At 61.1% G+C, this 14,910-nt stretch carries 14 protein-coding genes; 9 read left to right on the top strand and 5 right to left on the bottom strand.

Going from position 1 to position 14,910, the window contains the following annotated elements; translation table 11 throughout:
- Positions 1 to 126: 126 nt before the first annotated feature.
- The 3 genes from ACL9RI_RS18505 to phbB all read left to right on the top strand — a co-directional run bounded on the left by ACL9RI_RS18505 (position 127) and on the right by phbB (position 2,806).
- Entirely contained in the window at positions 127 to 606 is a 480-nt protein-coding gene (locus ACL9RI_RS18505; protein ID WP_422727974.1) for a phasin family protein, read from the top strand.
- A gap of 210 nt (positions 607 to 816) precedes the next feature.
- The gene (locus tag ACL9RI_RS18500) at positions 817 to 1,995 is read left to right on the top strand and encodes an acetyl-CoA C-acetyltransferase (protein WP_422727973.1); all 1,179 of its coding nucleotides are present in this window, start codon (positions 817 to 819) and stop codon (positions 1,993 to 1,995) included.
- A gap of 70 nt (positions 1,996 to 2,065) precedes the next feature.
- The gene (gene phbB / locus ACL9RI_RS18495) at positions 2,066 to 2,806 is read left to right on the top strand and encodes an acetoacetyl-CoA reductase (RefSeq protein WP_422727972.1); all 741 of its coding nucleotides are present in this window, start codon (positions 2,066 to 2,068) and stop codon (positions 2,804 to 2,806) included.
- A 59-nt stretch (positions 2,807 to 2,865) separates the two neighbouring features.
- Here the strand turns inward: phbB and ACL9RI_RS18490 are convergent, their stop codons facing one another.
- Positions 2,866 to 3,501, bottom strand: coding sequence for a LysE family translocator (locus ACL9RI_RS18490; RefSeq protein ID WP_422727971.1), 636 nt, complete (start codon positions 3,499 to 3,501; stop codon positions 2,866 to 2,868).
- Between the two features lie 129 nt (positions 3,502 to 3,630).
- On the opposite strand from ACL9RI_RS18490, the gene ACL9RI_RS18485 reads away from it, so the two are divergent.
- The 4 genes from ACL9RI_RS18485 (at position 3,631) to ACL9RI_RS18470 (ending at position 6,202) form a co-directional block, all read left to right on the top strand.
- Positions 3,631 to 4,113 carry an Lrp/AsnC family transcriptional regulator gene (locus tag ACL9RI_RS18485; RefSeq protein WP_183679614.1) on the top strand — a complete coding sequence of 161 codons (483 nt, stop codon included), beginning with the start codon at positions 3,631 to 3,633 and terminating at the stop codon, positions 4,111 to 4,113.
- Positions 4,114 to 4,178: 65 nt separating this feature from the next.
- Entirely contained in the window at positions 4,179 to 5,135 is a 957-nt protein-coding gene (gene pip / locus ACL9RI_RS18480; protein WP_422727970.1) for a prolyl aminopeptidase, read from the top strand.
- A gap of 96 nt (positions 5,136 to 5,231) precedes the next feature.
- Positions 5,232 to 5,732, top strand: coding sequence for a DUF2721 domain-containing protein (locus ACL9RI_RS18475; RefSeq protein ID WP_422727969.1), 501 nt, complete (start codon positions 5,232 to 5,234; stop codon positions 5,730 to 5,732).
- Between the two features lie 14 nt (positions 5,733 to 5,746).
- Positions 5,747 to 6,202, top strand: coding sequence for a hypothetical protein (locus ACL9RI_RS18470; RefSeq protein WP_183679619.1), 456 nt, complete (start codon positions 5,747 to 5,749; stop codon positions 6,200 to 6,202).
- A gap of 33 nt (positions 6,203 to 6,235) precedes the next feature.
- On the opposite strand, the gene ACL9RI_RS18465 is transcribed toward ACL9RI_RS18470, so the two are convergent.
- Positions 6,236 to 6,820, bottom strand: a complete 585-nt coding sequence (locus ACL9RI_RS18465; RefSeq protein ID WP_422727968.1) for an SRPBCC family protein — start codon at positions 6,818 to 6,820, stop codon at positions 6,236 to 6,238.
- A gap of 160 nt (positions 6,821 to 6,980) precedes the next feature.
- Between ACL9RI_RS18465 and ACL9RI_RS18460 the strand changes: the two genes are divergently transcribed.
- Positions 6,981 to 9,026: an FAD-dependent oxidoreductase gene (locus ACL9RI_RS18460; RefSeq protein ID WP_422727967.1), complete on the top strand. Its 2,046-nt coding sequence runs from the start codon at positions 6,981 to 6,983 to the stop codon at positions 9,024 to 9,026.
- A gap of 100 nt (positions 9,027 to 9,126) precedes the next feature.
- Here the strand turns inward: ACL9RI_RS18460 and ybaL are convergent, their stop codons facing one another.
- From ybaL to ACL9RI_RS18445, 3 genes are all read right to left on the bottom strand, one after another.
- Positions 9,127 to 10,839 carry a YbaL family putative K(+) efflux transporter gene (gene ybaL, locus ACL9RI_RS18455; protein WP_422727966.1) on the bottom strand — a complete coding sequence of 571 codons (1,713 nt, stop codon included), beginning with the start codon at positions 10,837 to 10,839 and terminating at the stop codon, positions 9,127 to 9,129.
- A 206-nt stretch (positions 10,840 to 11,045) separates the two neighbouring features.
- Positions 11,046 to 12,167, bottom strand: a complete 1,122-nt coding sequence (locus ACL9RI_RS18450) for a beta-ketoacyl-ACP synthase III (RefSeq protein WP_422727965.1) — start codon at positions 12,165 to 12,167, stop codon at positions 11,046 to 11,048.
- A 214-nt stretch (positions 12,168 to 12,381) separates the two neighbouring features.
- Positions 12,382 to 13,836, bottom strand: coding sequence for a S41 family peptidase (locus tag ACL9RI_RS18445; protein ID WP_422727964.1), 1,455 nt, complete (start codon positions 13,834 to 13,836; stop codon positions 12,382 to 12,384).
- Positions 13,837 to 14,174: 338 nt separating this feature from the next.
- Here ACL9RI_RS18445 and ACL9RI_RS18440 point away from each other — a divergent pair, with 338 nt between their 5' ends.
- A complete protein-coding gene (locus tag ACL9RI_RS18440) occupies positions 14,175 to 14,792 on the top strand; it encodes a hypothetical protein (protein WP_422727963.1) in 618 nt (205 codons plus the stop codon).
- Positions 14,793 to 14,910 lie beyond the last annotated feature (118 nt).

Genomic DNA, 14,910 nt, shown 5'->3' with positions numbered 1-14,910 from the left:
CTGGCTTCTGGAAACAAATGAACAAAAAAAGCTTGAGGTACATCAAGGTTTGCTAATGAACGTCCGCTTAAAGTTGAGTACTGTGCGGTGCAACAAAGCGCCGCCTTTTACCCGAGGAGAAAGAAGATGGTGTCATTTTCCGAGCAAGTGTCGCGTGCCAGCCTGGCTGTCTACGAAGCCCAGTTAATCAGTGCCCAGGCGTTCGTCGAGGCCGCCATCGCCGGTGGCGCCAGGATCGTCGATCTGAACCTCGATGCGGCCCGTACCACGCTGGCGGCCGCGACGGTAGCAGGCAACCAGCTGCTGTCCGCCAAAGACCCGCAAGAGCTGTTGCAACTGTCGCGCGCGCAATCGCAATTGGCCATTGCGCGCATCGGTTCCTATGGACGCCAGGCAAAGGAAGTTGCTCAAGAAACCCATGCGACTTTCTCGACTGTGACAAAGGGTGAGTTTGCTGCGACGCATCAAAAATTTGGTGAACTCTTGCAGGCCGTAAAAGAAGCACCGTTTCCCCTCGTTATTCCCTTCAATAATTTTCTAAAAACCCCTTTCGGCAGGCCAGATGAAGGGTATGATAAAAATAAAAACAGGCACGCCGGAAACTAGATAGTGACCAGCGTTAGTCTTGTTGCGGCCCGGTTGCGGCTACCCGCCGCGCCCGGCCGTGCGCCATACCGGAACGGCAGCCGACCTTGCCAGTCACGACGGTGTGGCGTTGGAGTGTGGCCCAGGCCACGAGCAATAAAACACAGCTTGCTGTGTCTTCCCGGATTGATCAACACCTTGGCCATCGTGGCCAGCATATCGGAGAAATAAATGGATGATGTCGTAATCGTGGCCGCCGGCCGTACTGCAGTCGGCAAATTCGGTGGCAGCCTGGCCAAGATTCCTGCGTCCGAACTGGGCGCGCATGTAATCAAGGGCCTGCTGGCACAGACCGGCATCGACCCTCAGCTGATCGGCGAAGCGATCCTGGGCCAGGTACTGACGGCCGCTGTCGGCCAGAACGCCGCGCGCCAGGCCGTCATCAAGGCTGGCTTGCCGAGCAGTATCCCTGCGTTCACCATCAACAAGGTGTGCGGCAGCGGTTTGAAAGCCACCCACCTGGCGGCGCAAGCGATCAAGTGCGGCGACGCCAACATCATCATCGCCGGCGGCCAGGAAAACATGAGCGCCGCGCCGCACGCGATGAACGGTTCGCGCGACGGTTTCCGCATGGGCGACTTCAAGATGGTCGACACCATGATCGTCGATGGCCTGTGGGACGTGTACAACCAGTACCACATGGGCATCACGGCGGAAAACGTTGCCAAGAAATATGAAATCACGCGCGCCGAGCAAGACGAGTTCGCGCTGCAGTCGCAACTGAAAGCGGAAGCGGCGCAAAAAGCGGGCAAGTTCAAGGATGAAATCCTGCCGCTGGAAATCGCCAGTAAAAAAGGCACCGTGGTGTTCGACAGCGATGAATACATCAAGCCGGGTTCCAGCCTCGATTCCCTGTCCGGCCTGCGTCCGGCATTCGCCAAGGATGGCACGGTTACGGCCGGCAATGCCTCGGGCCTGAACGATGGCGCCGCCGCCGTCATCATGATGTCTGCGTCGCAAGCCAAGGAACTGGGCCTGAAGCCGCTGGCGCGCATCAAGGCCTACGCTTCGTCGGGCCTAGACCCCGCCATCATGGGCATGGGTCCGGTTTCGGCCTCGCGCCTGTGCCTGAAAAAAGCCGGCTGGACGCATGAAGAGCTGGACTTGATGGAAATCAACGAAGCGTTTGCCGCGCAAGCGATTGCCGTCAACAAGGAAATGGGCTGGGATACCAGCAAGATCAACGTGAACGGCGGCGCGATTGCCATCGGCCACCCGATCGGCGCATCGGGTGCGCGCATCCTGGTCACCCTGATCCACGAAATGATACGCCGCGACGCCAAGAAAGGCCTGGCGGCCCTGTGCATCGGCGGCGGCATGGGCGTGGCCCTGGCAATTGAAAGAGACTAATTCGTCAGTCGACGGTCTCACATGGTGAGCGGCACATTTTTAGCAATAAAACGATATTGAGGTGATGAAAATGGCAAGAGTAGCACTGGTAACGGGTGGCATGGGTGGTTTGGGCGAAGCCGTGTGCTTCAAATTGGCGGCGCTCGGCTATCGCGTGGTCACCACCTATTCCCCTGGCAATCCGAAGGTCGCCGAATGGCTGGCGATCACCAAGGACATGGGCTATGACTTCAAGGCCTATCCTTGCGACGTGGCCGACTACGATTCGGCCGCCGCTTGCGTGGCGGCAGTGGAAAAAGAGATCGGCCCGGTCGACGTGCTGGTCAACAACGCGGGCATCACGCGCGACATGACCTTCAAGAAGATGGACAAGCCGAACTGGGACGCCGTGATGGGCACCAACCTCGATTCCGTCTTCAACATGACCAAGCCGGTGTGCGATGGCATGGTGGAACGCGGCTGGGGCCGCATCATCAACATCTCGTCCGTGAATGGCCAGAAGGGTGCTTTCGGCCAGACCAACTACTCGGCGGCCAAGGCCGGCATGCACGGTTTCACCAAGTCGCTGGCGCTGGAAGTGGCGCGCAAGAACGTCACCGTGAACACCATTTCGCCAGGCTATATCGGCACCAAGATGGTGATGGCGATTCCACAGGAAGTGCTGGACAGCAAAATCATCCCGCAAATCCCGATGGCGCGCCTGGGCAAGCCGGAAGAAGTGGCTGGCCTGGTAGCCTACCTGGCGTCCGATGAAGCGGCCTTCGTGACCGGCGCCAACATCTCGATCAATGGCGGCCAGCACATGTCGTAATCGTTGTTGAGGTAAAAAAAAGACAGCTGCGGCTGTCTTTTTTTTTCGTCCTTGTTGAGTTAACCCATCACCAGCCGGCCCGCCAATAACACAAACACGGCCGGCAAGACGAACTTGCCGTACGGCGAAGGTTTGCCGCGCAAACGGCGCGCCAGGCGGGCGGCCAGTATGGCGTAGATCGCATCGAACAACAGGCCCATCAGCACCAGGGTGGCGCCCAGGCGCAGGTATTGCATGCCCATGCTGGCGCTGGCGACATTGACGTTAACGAATTGCGGCAGGAACATGCTGCAAAACAGCAACGCTTTCGGATTGAGCAGATTGGTCAGAAAACCGCGCACCAGGCTGGCGCGGGCGCCTTGTTCCGTGGCCGGCGCCGCCTGTCCGCTGTCCTGGGTATGCCCTTTGCTCAGCGCCGATTGCAGCAGGCGCGCCGCCAGGTAAAACAGGTAGGCGGCGCCGGCCCATTTCACCCATTGCAAGGCTTGCGGATGGGCCACCATCAAGGTCGCCAGGCCGGCGCCGGACAAGGTCACGTGCACGGCGCGCGCGCCGGCGATGCCGACCGCCGTCACCAGCGCCGTCGCCACGCCGCGCGCCGCACCCGTCGCCAGCACCAGCGCCATATCGGGGCCAGGCAATAAAAAGGCGCCGGCCAGTGCCAGCAGGTACATCAGGAAGGTAGAATCGGACATGGCGCGCTTGTGCGGAAGAGGGTGTGCGGTGCTGCGATTATCTGCTTGCGCGCTTGAAATGTGCTTGCTATTTCTTTCCGGTATGCCTAGTATTGGGGTAGATTCAACTCACAAAAAAACAATAATTAGATGAAAATTTCAGATGTTAGCCTTGATGCCACAGATTTGCAGATACTCAGGCTGCTGCAGGAAGAAGGGCGGCTGTCCAACGCGCGCCTGGCCGAGCGCCTGAAACTGAGCGAAACGCCCGTCTGGCGCCGCTTGCGCCGGCTGGAAGAAGAGGGTTTTATTACCGGTTACCAGGCGCTGCTCAACCGCAAGAAGCTCGGTATCGGCCTGGTGGCGTTCGTGCGCGTGGTGTTTGCCAACCACGGCAACGAGCAGCCCTCGCAATTCGAGCAAGCCATCCTCTCGATCCCGGAAATCCTGTCGTGCCACAATGTGGCGGGCGAAGCCGATTACTTCCTGCAAGTGGTGGCGCGCGACCTGGAAACCTATGGCGAATTTGTCTCGACCGTCTTGCGCCGCCTGCCCGGCGTGGCGGAAATCCAGTCCAGCCTGTCGATGCGCGAAATCAAGTCCTCGAACCGCTTGCCGCTGCCGCTGGCCTGAGTACGCGGGCGCGCACTATAATTGGGCATAGTTCCGACTCCCTGACCGCTTTCCCGAGGACCGCCATGCCCGATACCTTGTCGCCGTTGTTTCCCGTCCTGTCACCGAACCGGCATGGCATGCTGGCGGTCGACGAGGTGCACACCATTTATTGGGAAGAGTGCGGCAACCCGGACGGCATCCCCGTGCTGTTCCTGCATGGCGGCCCGGGCGCCGGCCTGTCGCCCCAGCATCGCCGCTTCTTCGACCCGCAGCGCTACCGCGTGATCCTGTTCGATCAGCGTGGCGCCGGCAAGTCGACGCCGCTGGGCGAGTGGCGCAACAACACCACCCAGCTGCTGATAGATGACATTGAAAAGCTGCGGGCGCAGTTCGGCGTCAGCCAATGGCTGGTGTTCGGCGGTTCCTGGGGGGCTACTTTGGCGCTGGCGTATGGCCAGGCGCATCCTGAGGCCTGCCTGGGTTTCGTGCTGCGCGGCATCTTCCTGTGCACGCAGGCGGAAATCGACTGGTTCATCGAAGGCGTGCGCTGGTTTTATCCGGAGCTGTACCAGGAATTTGCCGCTTTGATACCCGCCGCCGAACGCAGCGACCTGCTGGCCGCGTATGTGAAACGCATCCTCAGCAGCGACCCGGACGTGTACTGGCCAGCCGCGCGCGCCTGGAGCCGCTTCGAAGGGCGCCGCGTGTATCTGATGCCGCAGCCGGAAGATACGCCCAACGATGCGCTGGACCTGGGCGTGGGCCGCCTGGAATCGCATTACATGGCCAATCTGGGTTTCCTGCAAGAAGATCAATTGATCCGCGACCTGGGCCGCATTGCGCATTTGCCGGCCGTCATCGTGCAGGGCCGCTACGACGCCATCTGTCCGCCGCTGTCGGCCTACCGCCTGCACCAGGCCTGGCCCGGCGCGCAGCTGGAAATGATCCCCGATGCAGGCCATGGCGCGCTGGAACATGGCATCGCCTCGGCCTTGGTGCGGGCCACCGAGCGTTTTGTGCCGGGACGCGGCTTCGCATGAGACGATGCATGCGCGTTAACGCTTGTCAGCCTGCTACACTATCGGCTGTGCCCGCGCCAGTAGCGGGCACCAGCGTGAACTGACGACTTTTTACCCATGAATATACAGATCGGCGATATCGGCCATACCATCCAGCTGGCGATTGCGCCGGTCTTCCTGCTGACCGGTATCGGCACCATGCTGGTCGTGCTGACCAACCGCCTGGGCCGCATCATCGACCGTTCGCGCGTGCTGGAAGACCGGCTCGACATCGCCTACAACGATCTTTATATGCTGGAGCTCGATACCCTGTACAAGCGCACCCACCTGATCAACTATTCGATCTCGCTGAGCACGGCCTGCGGTTTCTTTGTCTGCATCATTATCGCCATGCTGTTCCTGGGCGATATCTTGAACCTGACCCTGGACAAGTATATCGCCGTGTTTTTCGTGCTGGCCGTGCTGTGCCTGATCGGCTGTTTCACTTATTTGTTGCGCGAGATTTATCTCTCCGCCACCGCCCAGATTTTCCGGCGCCATGTTCGCCCGCCAGGCGCGCGGCAGGGCGCGCCGGCATTACCACCTGACAAGACCATCCACAAGCACCTCCAAGAGTAGAGATTGAATCCAGTATGCAAGATTACAAACGCCCACCCACCCTGCACCGTTACGGCCAGCGCAGCGAACTCGAACTGGCGCTGAGCCTGGGCCAGTTCCGCCTGACGCCTGCAGGCAATTGCCTGACCCTCAGCTTTTCGCAAGTGTGGGACAAGAAACTGTTCGACCTGTTCTCGCCGGCCGACAGCTGCCTGATCATCCATAACACGGAAGAATTCGGCGAACGCCTGCACCGCGCCGTGCAGCGCACCTTGCCCAGCTGGGCTGGTATCGATGGCCTGGTGGAATACGGCCAGCGCGCCGCCCTGGGCGCCGTGTTTACCAAGACGCGCGCCGAGGCCGTGGAGCAGGAATGGCTGTTCGCCTGGCGCTCGATGCAGCCGCAGGCGAGCCTGAACCCGGTCACGGTCAAGCTGGGCAGCCTGGAAAACTTCGCTGAAATCCGCGACCGCGATACGTATTTAGCGTAAATACCTGGCATAAATCCCTGGCTTAAATCAGGTTCAGCGCACCGGCGGGCTGTCGATGCGCGCCAGCACGGCGTTCATCATGCGCTCGATATCGCCGCGTATCATGGTCGGGCCCAGCATGCCGGGCACGTAGAAGCCCGGCATCAGCCGGCTGTTGAAGACGATGCGCGTGCCGCCCGTCTCGGGAATCGGATACAGGTTCCAGCTTGCCTCATAGTGGCGCATGTCGCCGGAAATCAGGTCGATGTTGATCGACGAGAGCGGCGTTTCCGTGGCCCGCACCACCAGATGGATGGCGTGGTTCATGAACAGGAAACGGGCCACGCCCTGCTGCTCGATGATGACTTCATTGCCATTGCGCGACAGCACCCGGCAGGAACTCATGTCAGGCACGAATTCACTCATGCGTTCATAGGTGGTCAAGGTCTTCCAGACCGAGGCGGGCGGCGCCTGCACGGTGCCGCTGGCATCGACTTCATACATGCGTTGCCCATCGACTTCGATGCGCCTGACGTCGACTTTCAGCTTGGGCGCCTCCACACGGGGCGTTTGCGCCAGTGCCGGTGTGGAACTGGTCACGGCGAACAGTAGCAGTAGGCAAAGAAAGAGTCGCGTCATGGCGGCTAGCCTACGGTAAAGTTGCGCCGGGCACAAGATGCGCGTGCCATCGAACGAGCGCTAGCGCACATTTAGAACCGCTGGTCTAGAGAAAATCGCTGCAGGCACGAGCAATGCTTGTTACCGTACCGTCTGTATATTTCCTTTCAGACATCAGGCCATGACTTCCTATCCCCATTTGCTCGCTCCCCTCGACCTGGGTTTTACCACCTTGCGCAACCGCGTCATCATGGGCTCCATGCACACGGGCCTGGAAGACCGCTTCTACCACTACGGCAAGCTGGCCGCGTTTTACCGCGAACGGGCGCGTGGCGGGGTGGGGCTGATCGTCACGGGCGGCATTTCGCCGAACCGGCAAGGCTGGCTGCTGCCATTCGGCGGCACCTTGAATTTCCTTGGCGACGTGCCGAACCACCGCAAGGTGACGCGCGCCGTGCATGCAGAGGGCGGCAAGATCCTGATGCAGATCCTGCATGCGGGCCGCTATGGCTACCAGCCGTTCGTGGTTTCCGCTTCCGCCAAGAAATCGCCGATCTCGCCGTTCCGCCCCCGTCCGCTCAGCGAACGGGGCATCGAACGCACGATTTGCGATTACGTGCGCTGCGCCCGACTGGCCCGCAAGGCCGGCTATGACGGCATCGAAGTAATGGGCAGCGAAGGTTATCTGCTGAACCAGTTCCTGTGCGCCCGCACCAACCTGCGCACCGACCGCTGGGGCGGCACCATCGAAAACCGCATGCGCCTGCCGGTGGATATCGTGCGCCGCATCCGCGCCGCCGTCGGTCCCGATTTCATCATCATGTACCGCCATTCCCTGCTGGACCTGGTGGAAGGCGGCAATACCTGGGAGGACGTGGTAACGGTGGCCAGGGCGCTGGAGCAGGCCGGCGTGACCATCCTCAACACCGGTTACGGCTGGCATGAGGCGCGCGTGCCCACCATCGTCACTTCGGTGCCGCGCGCCGCCTTTGCCAGCGTGGCGGGCCGCCTGCGCCGCGAAGTGAATATTCCCGTGGTGGCCTCGAACCGCATCAACATGCCGCATGAAGCGAACGCCATCCTGGAACGGGGCGACTGCGACCTGGTGTCGATGGCGCGCCCCTTCCTGGCCGACCCGTATTTCGTGGCCAAGGCGGCCTCCGGGCGCAGCGATGAAATCAATACCTGTATCGGCTGCAATCAGGCTTGCCTCGATCACACGTTCGCCAACCAGCGCGCCAGCTGCCTGGTCAACCCGCGCGCCTGCCATGAAACCACCCTGCTGTATGCGAAAAAAGCCGTGGCCCGCAAGGTGGCCGTGGTGGGCGCCGGGCCGGCTGGCTTGTCGGCCGCCACCGTGGCGGCGGAATGCGGCCATCACGTCACTTTGTTCGAGGGCAGCGACAGTGTCGGCGGCCAGTTCAAGGTGGCCATGCAGATACCGGGCAAGGAAGAGTTCGCCGAAACCATCCGTTACTTTAGCCGCCGGCTGGCGTTGCTGGAAGTCGACGTGCGCCTGGGCCAGCGCGTGACGCGCGAACAATTGCTGGCCGGCGGCTACGACGACGTGATCGTCGCTACCGGCATCAAGGTGCGCCTGCCGGCCATCCCCGGCATCGAGCACCCGAAAGTCCTGTCTTACCTGGACGTGCTGCAAGCCAAGGCGGCCGTGGGCAAGCGCGTGGCCATCATCGGCGCGGGCGGCATCGGTTTTGACGTGGGCGAATACCTGTTGCACGACCCATCCCACCCGCTGCCGCAAACGGTTTCAAACTGGGCGAGTGAATGGGGCGTGGACATGAATGCCCAGAATGGCGGCGGCCTGGTAGCGGCCATGGTGGCCGAACCGGTCCGGCAACTGTTCCTGTTGCAGCGCAAGACATCGAAAGTGGGCGCGGGCCTGGGCAAGACCTCGGGCTGGGTGCACCGGGCGGCACTGGCGCGCAATGGCGTGGCCATGCTGGCGGGCGTGCAGTACGACAAGATCGACGAGCAGGGCTTGCATATCACGGTGGGGGGCAAGCAGCGCCTGCTGGCGGTGGATAACGTGGTGATTTGCGCTGGCCAGGATAGCCAGGCGGAACTGATGCCGCCGGTGGACAAGGATGGCAAGCCGCTCAGCGCCGGCGGCCCGCGTTTCCACAAGATCGGCGGCGCCGCGCTGGCGGCCGAACTCGATGCCAAGCGGGCGATACGGGAAGGGGCGGAGCTGGCTGCTAGTCTATAGCTGGCTTTTCATACCCCCAGGTCAAAGGCTAGGGTCAGACCCGGGGCAGGATGCGCCTTAGTATGAGGCGTCCCGGGCCCTGAGGGTCTGACCCCGGGGATCAATGCCCGCCGTGCCCCTTTTTCGCTTCCTCAAAACTATGCAGCACGTGCTCGGCCATGCCATTGGCCAGTTCGTGTTCGCCAATAAAGATCTTGCCCGCGTTTTCGGCGCGCAGCAGGTCGGCTTCTTCTTCGCTGTGCGTGCGCACCACCGTCAAAATGCCGGGGTTGAGCGCGCGCGCCGTCTCGATCATGGCGCGCACGTGGAAGGTGTCCGGCGTGGCGATGACGAGCATGGTGGCGTGCGTGATATGGGCCTGGATCAGCACGGCTGGCTCGCCCGCATTGCCGGCCACGGCCGGGATGCCCTGCTTGCGCAGCTGGTCGACGATTTCGCGGTTTTCCTCGGCCACCACGAAGTGGATGCCCCGTTCCATCAGGGCGGCGGCGATGCGGCGGCCCACGCGGCCGTAGCCGACCAGCACGATCTGGCCCGACAGTTTTTCTTGCGGCACCGTCATCGGCAATTCGGCCAGCGGATCGGCGGTGCGTTCGAATTTGCGGGCAAAGTCGCTGTTATTGAGCACGCGCAACAGCGGATTGGCCATGCTGAACACCAGCGGGTTCAAGGCGATCGACAGAATGGCGCCGGCCAGGATCAGGCTTTGGCCTTCTTGCGGCATCAGGCCCAGCGACAGGCCCAGCGCGGCCAGGATGAACGAGAATTCCCCGATCTGCGCCAGGCTGGCCGAGACGATGATGGCCGTTTTGGGGGGATAACGCAGCGCCATCACCAGCAGGAAGGCGGCGATCGATTTACCAAAGATGATGATGGCGCAGACGGCCAGCACTTGCAGCGGTTTTTCCACCAGGATATTCGGTTCGAACAGCATGCCGACCGACACGAAGAACAGCACGGCGAACGCGTCGCGCAGCGGCAGGGACTCTTCGGCGGCGCGGTGGCTCAGCTCGGACTCGCGCAGCACCATGCCGGCGAAGAAGGCGCCCAGCGCGAACGATACGCCAAATACCTTGGTGGCGGCATAGGCGATGCCGACGGCGGCGGCGATCACGCACAGGGTGAACAGTTCGCGCGAGCCGCTGCGCGCCACTTGCCACAGGATCCACGGGAACAGCTTGCGGCCCACCACCAGCATGAAGACGATGAAACCGGCGACCTGGCCCAGGGTAATGCCCAGGGTGTACCACAGGCTGACTTTTTCGGCGCCTGGCGCCACCGTGCCACCGAGCGCGCCAGCGAAGGCCGGCAGCAACACCAGTACCAGCACGGTCACCAGGTCTTCCACCACCAGCCAGCCGACGGCGATGCGGCCATTCAAGGAATCGAGGATGCCCCGTTCTTCCAGCGCGCGCAGCAGCACCACGGTACTGGCCACCGACAGCGCCAGGCCGAAGATCAGTCCGCCGCCTATGCTCCAGCCCCACCAGTGGGCCAGGCCCATGCCCATCGCGGTGGCGACGGCAATCTGCAGGATGGCGCCCGGCAGCGCGATCTTGCGCACATCCCACAGGTCTTCAATCGAGAAGTGCAGGCCGACACCAAACATCATCAGCATCACGCCGATTTCCGCCAATTGGCCAGCCAATTCCGCATCTGCAACAAAACCTGGCGTTGCCGGTCCTATCATGATGCCGGCGGCCAGATAGCCGACTAATGCCGGCAATTTCATACGGGTGGCGATAAAGCCAAAAACGAGGCCGAAACCGAGGGCGGCGGCGATGGTGGTAATCAGACTGATGTCGTGGGGCATGCGGGATGGGTTCCTTATGATACAGATGTAAAAAGATAAATTGCAGCGCTTGAGTATAAACGCAACAAAGCTGCAGCTGGAACTTTTCCTGCCGCTTTTTTACAAAAAATCCAAACCTTATCTTCGTTCAGGTGGCTGCGAACGCATGCCTATCCACCTCGAACAGCGCCTAATTCAAAAAACAGGCGCTTTTCTGCATCGGCATATCAAAGTTTACGTACGACCACGCAGCCAATCGAGTAACCGGCGCCGAACGAACAGATCACGCCCATGGCGCCGGCCGGCATGTCATCTTGATATTTATGGAAGGCAATAATCGAACCTGCCGACGAGGTATTGGCGTAGGTATCGAGGATCACCGGTGCTTCATGGGCTTCGGCGTCGCGCCCCAGGATCAGGCGTGCGATCAGCAGATTCATGTTCAGGTTCGCCTGGTGCAGCCAGTAGCGGCTCACTTGCGCCACTTCCACGCCGGCCTTGGCCAGGGTAGCCTTGATCATGTCGGCCGCCATCGGACAGACTTCCTTGAAGACCTTGCGGCCTTGCTGGCGGAATAGCTTGTCGGCCTGGCCCACTTTGGTTTCATCGAAGCGGTTGAGGAAACCGAAGTTGTTGCGGATGGCGTTGGAAAAACGCGTTTTCAATTCCGTGCCGACGATTTCGAACTGGTGCTGCGAGACGGCCGTCTCTTTCGCCTCGACCACGATGGCGGTGCAGGCGTCGCCAAAGATGAAGTGGCTGTCGCGGTCGCGCCAGTTCAGGTGGCCGCTGGTGATTTCCGGGTTCAGGACCAGCACGGCGCGCGCCTGGCCGCTTTGCACGGCGGCCACCGCTTGCTGGATACCGAAAGTTGCCGACGAGCACGCCACGTTCATATCGAAGCCATAACCGTCGATCTCGAGTGCGTGCTGCACTTCCACTGCCATGGCCGGGTAGGCGCGCTGCATATTGCTGCAGGCCACCAGCACCATGTCGATATCGGCTGGCGTGCGGCCGGCGCGGGCCAGCGCCTCGCGCGCGGCGGCCACGGCCATTTCGGCTTGCAAGGAGATTTCATCGTCGGCGCGCTCGGCGATGCGCGACACCATGCGCGCCGGGTCCAGGATGCCTTCCTTTTCCATCACGTAGCGCGACTTGATGCCGGACGCCTTTTCGATGAAGGCCACGCTCGACAGGTCCAGCGCCGTCACCGTGCCATCGGCGATGGCGGCTGCGTGCTCGGCATTGAATTTTTCCGCGTAGGCATTAAAGCAGGCGACCAGTTCTTCGTTGGAGATCGAGAATGGCGGCGTGTACAGGCCGGTACCGCTGATGACGACTTGTTTCATGTGAAATCTTTCAAATTAGGCAATCGACGCGACGCCGATAAGTGAAGCAAATTTTACACAAACAGGCTCGACTGTAGAGAGTTTCGTGCCACGCAAGGAAATAGCGGTGGCGTGGTGTATGGCGGGGACGACAGAAAAAGAACCCGCCGCGTGGGCAGGTCCTGGATCTTTGTTTTAAAGAAATGCTACTGGTGCGGCTACTTTACTCGTGCGGCTACTTTTTCGCTGGTTTCACATCCGCCTGCACCACCACCGGTTCCGGCTTGGCCAGTTGCACCGGCAAGCCTTTCAGGTGATTCAGGGCCTGGCCCAGCTGGAAGTCATCCTTGCTGCCGAATTCCAGCGGTTTCTGGGTTTTTTCCAGGGCGATGATGCGCAGTTGCTCTTCCATCTCGTCGTTGACAGGGGCGGCCTTGGCCGTATCCCTGGCTTTGTCGGCATCCTTGTCGCGGTCGTTGATCAAGTGTTTCTGCAAGTCTGCTTCGCGGATGCGCAGGCTGTTCAAGCCATCGCCGTTGGCGTTTTCATCGACCAGCAGGTCGGGTACGATGCCCTTGGCCTGGATCGAGCGGCCGTTCGGCGTGTAATAGCGGGCCGTGGTCAGCTTGACGGCCGTGTCGGCGGTCAGCTGGCGGATGGTTTGCACGGAACCCTTGCCGAAGGTTTGCGTGCCGATGATGGTGCCGCGCTTGTAGTCCTGCAGGGCGCCGGCGACGATTTCCGAGGCCGATGCCGACCCCGTGTTGACCAGTACCACCAGCGGTACTTTCTTGATGGCCTCCGGCAGTTTTGCCAGCGCGTCGCCTTCGCTGCGCAAGGCATAGTATTCGGCGCGGCCGTAAAACACTTGCTTGGAATCGGGCAACTGGCCATTGGTCGAGACGATGGCGCTGTCCTTGGGCAAGAAGGCGGCCGCCACGCCGATGGCGCCCTGCAGCACGCCACCCGGATCGTTGCGCAGGTCCAGCACCATGCCCTTGATATTGGGGTCTTGCTTGTACAGCGCCGTGATCTGGGCCGCCATGTCATCGACGGTCGGTTCCTGGAATTGCGACACGCGCACCCAGGCGTAACCGGGTTCGATCATCTTCGACTTCACGCTTTTCTGGTGGATTTCCTCGCGGGTGATGACGAAGGACAGCGGCTGCGGTTCATCCTTGCGGGCAATCGTCAGGGAGACCTTGGTGCCCGGCTCGCCGCGCATGCGCTTGACGTTTTCATCGAGGCTGCTGCCTTTCACGGGCTGGCCGTCGAGGCGGGTAATCAGGTCGCCGGCCTTGATGCCGGCGCGGTAGGCGGGCGAATCTTCGATCGGCGACACAATCTTGATATAGCCATCTTCGCTCAGGCCAATTTCAATCCCCAGTCCGACAAACTTGCCTTCCGACCCTTCGCGCAGTTCGGCGTAGGCTTTCTTGTCCAGGTAGGCGGAATGGGGATCGAGCGAAGCGACCATGCCGGAAATGGCTTCCGTCAGCAGTTTCTTGTCTTCCACCGGTTCCACATAGTCGGACTTGATCAGGCTAAACACGTCGGCCAGCTGGCGCAGTTCTTCCAGCGGCAGCGCTGGCTCGACGTTTTTTTGCGCCATCGCGGAAAATTGCAGCGAGACGGCAACCCCGGCCACGACGCCGAGGCCGATCAAGCCTGTGTTTTTGAGTTTGCCCATATGTCCACCTAGCGAAAATTGGTCTTTGGTCTTCTGTGTTGCGCAGGCGCCAGTCCCCGTGGAGCGGCGCTGCTTCAAAGTATAGTCCTGAATCCCGGCCGGCGTGGAACGCCAGCGTGAATCGGGGTTTAAAGCACAGTGTAGGTAGCGGAAACCGGCCAGTAACTTGCCATATGTTGCGGTTTTGTATGCGATGTATAGTTGTTCTTGAGGGGAGTAAGCATTTGTAATACTCGAAAAAAAGTCTGTCACACCGTCATATAGTGAATTCGCATTCTCGACCCGAAGTGGTTTTGCCTGCGTCTCAGGACGCAGGCTTTTTTTTATCCGGAGCCCCCATGACATCCCTGACCTTGTTGCCTTCCTTGCGTAGATTCAGCCTGGCCCTGTTGCTCTCCACGACGGCCTTGACGGCGTCGGCCATACCGATCACCGAGATGCACCTGGAAGATTTGTTGCCCATGGCGCCCGATTTCAAGACCGAATTGAAGCTCAATGCGAATCAGAACATCTTGTGGCAGCAGGTGGAAGCGAAGACGCGGCAATTGCTGCGCGAGCGCAAGGCGCGCCGCGAGCGCCTGCAAGCCAGTGTGCAGGCGGGCCTGGCAGCGCCGCAACTGGAACTGCGCGACCTGGTCGGGGGGCTTGACAATGAAAGTGCGATCAGCCTGGCCGAAGAAAAGCAGTTGCGCGAATGGTGGCTGACCGTCAACGATGCGCTCGATGAAAGCCAGCGCCACGCCGTGGCCCAGTTTATTGCCGGCCAGATGGCGCGCGTGATGGATGGCGCCGTGCCGCACAGCGATACGCCAGGCGCGCCCAGTGGCGACCGTGGCGGACGCAAAGGCGGTGGCCGCGGTGGCGCCGGCGGCGGCATGGGCGGAATGGGGGGCATGGGCGGTGCCGGCGCCGGTTCCGGCAACGTCGGCGGCGGGGTGAATATTCCTTTCAATTAATTGTGAAACGGAGTTCAACAACTGCGCTCGAAAACTGAGGCGGCAAGCGCCCTGGCGGGGGAACTGGGCGCAAAGTGTTGTATGCGGTGGCAGGGAATTGTTGCTTAATTGTTGTGCA

Origin of the sequence: Janthinobacterium sp. Mn2066, assembly GCF_049319705.1 — a bacterium.
Classification (GTDB): domain Bacteria; phylum Pseudomonadota; class Gammaproteobacteria; order Burkholderiales; family Burkholderiaceae_D; genus Janthinobacterium.
The sequence above is the reverse complement of the archived record's forward strand: the minus strand, read 5'-3'. Positions and strand labels throughout refer to the sequence as shown.

Bases quoted from the DNA above. Each gene is read 5' to 3' on its own strand.
- ACL9RI_RS18505 (WP_422727974.1), top strand. From the start codon at position 127: ATGGTGTCATTTTCCGAGCAAGTGTCGCGTGCCAGCCTGGCTGTCTAC.
- ACL9RI_RS18500 (WP_422727973.1), top strand. From the start codon at position 817: ATGGATGATGTCGTAATCGTGGCCGCCGGCCGTACTGCAGTCGGCAAA.
- phbB (WP_422727972.1), top strand. From the start codon at position 2,066: ATGGCAAGAGTAGCACTGGTAACGGGTGGCATGGGTGGTTTGGGCGAA.
- ACL9RI_RS18490 (WP_422727971.1), bottom strand. From the start codon at position 3,501: ATGTCCGATTCTACCTTCCTGATGTACCTGCTGGCACTGGCCGGCGCC.
- ACL9RI_RS18485 (WP_183679614.1), top strand. From the start codon at position 3,631: ATGAAAATTTCAGATGTTAGCCTTGATGCCACAGATTTGCAGATACTC.
- pip (WP_422727970.1), top strand. From the start codon at position 4,179: ATGCCCGATACCTTGTCGCCGTTGTTTCCCGTCCTGTCACCGAACCGG.
- ACL9RI_RS18475 (WP_422727969.1), top strand. From the start codon at position 5,232: ATGAATATACAGATCGGCGATATCGGCCATACCATCCAGCTGGCGATT.
- ACL9RI_RS18470 (WP_183679619.1), top strand. From the start codon at position 5,747: ATGCAAGATTACAAACGCCCACCCACCCTGCACCGTTACGGCCAGCGC.
- ACL9RI_RS18465 (WP_422727968.1), bottom strand. From the start codon at position 6,820: ATGACGCGACTCTTTCTTTGCCTACTGCTACTGTTCGCCGTGACCAGT.
- ACL9RI_RS18460 (WP_422727967.1), top strand. From the start codon at position 6,981: ATGACTTCCTATCCCCATTTGCTCGCTCCCCTCGACCTGGGTTTTACC.
- ybaL (WP_422727966.1), bottom strand. From the start codon at position 10,839: ATGCCCCACGACATCAGTCTGATTACCACCATCGCCGCCGCCCTCGGT.
- ACL9RI_RS18450 (WP_422727965.1), bottom strand. From the start codon at position 12,167: ATGAAACAAGTCGTCATCAGCGGTACCGGCCTGTACACGCCGCCATTC.
- ACL9RI_RS18445 (WP_422727964.1), bottom strand. From the start codon at position 13,836: ATGGGCAAACTCAAAAACACAGGCTTGATCGGCCTCGGCGTCGTGGCC.
- ACL9RI_RS18440 (WP_422727963.1), top strand. From the start codon at position 14,175: ATGACATCCCTGACCTTGTTGCCTTCCTTGCGTAGATTCAGCCTGGCC.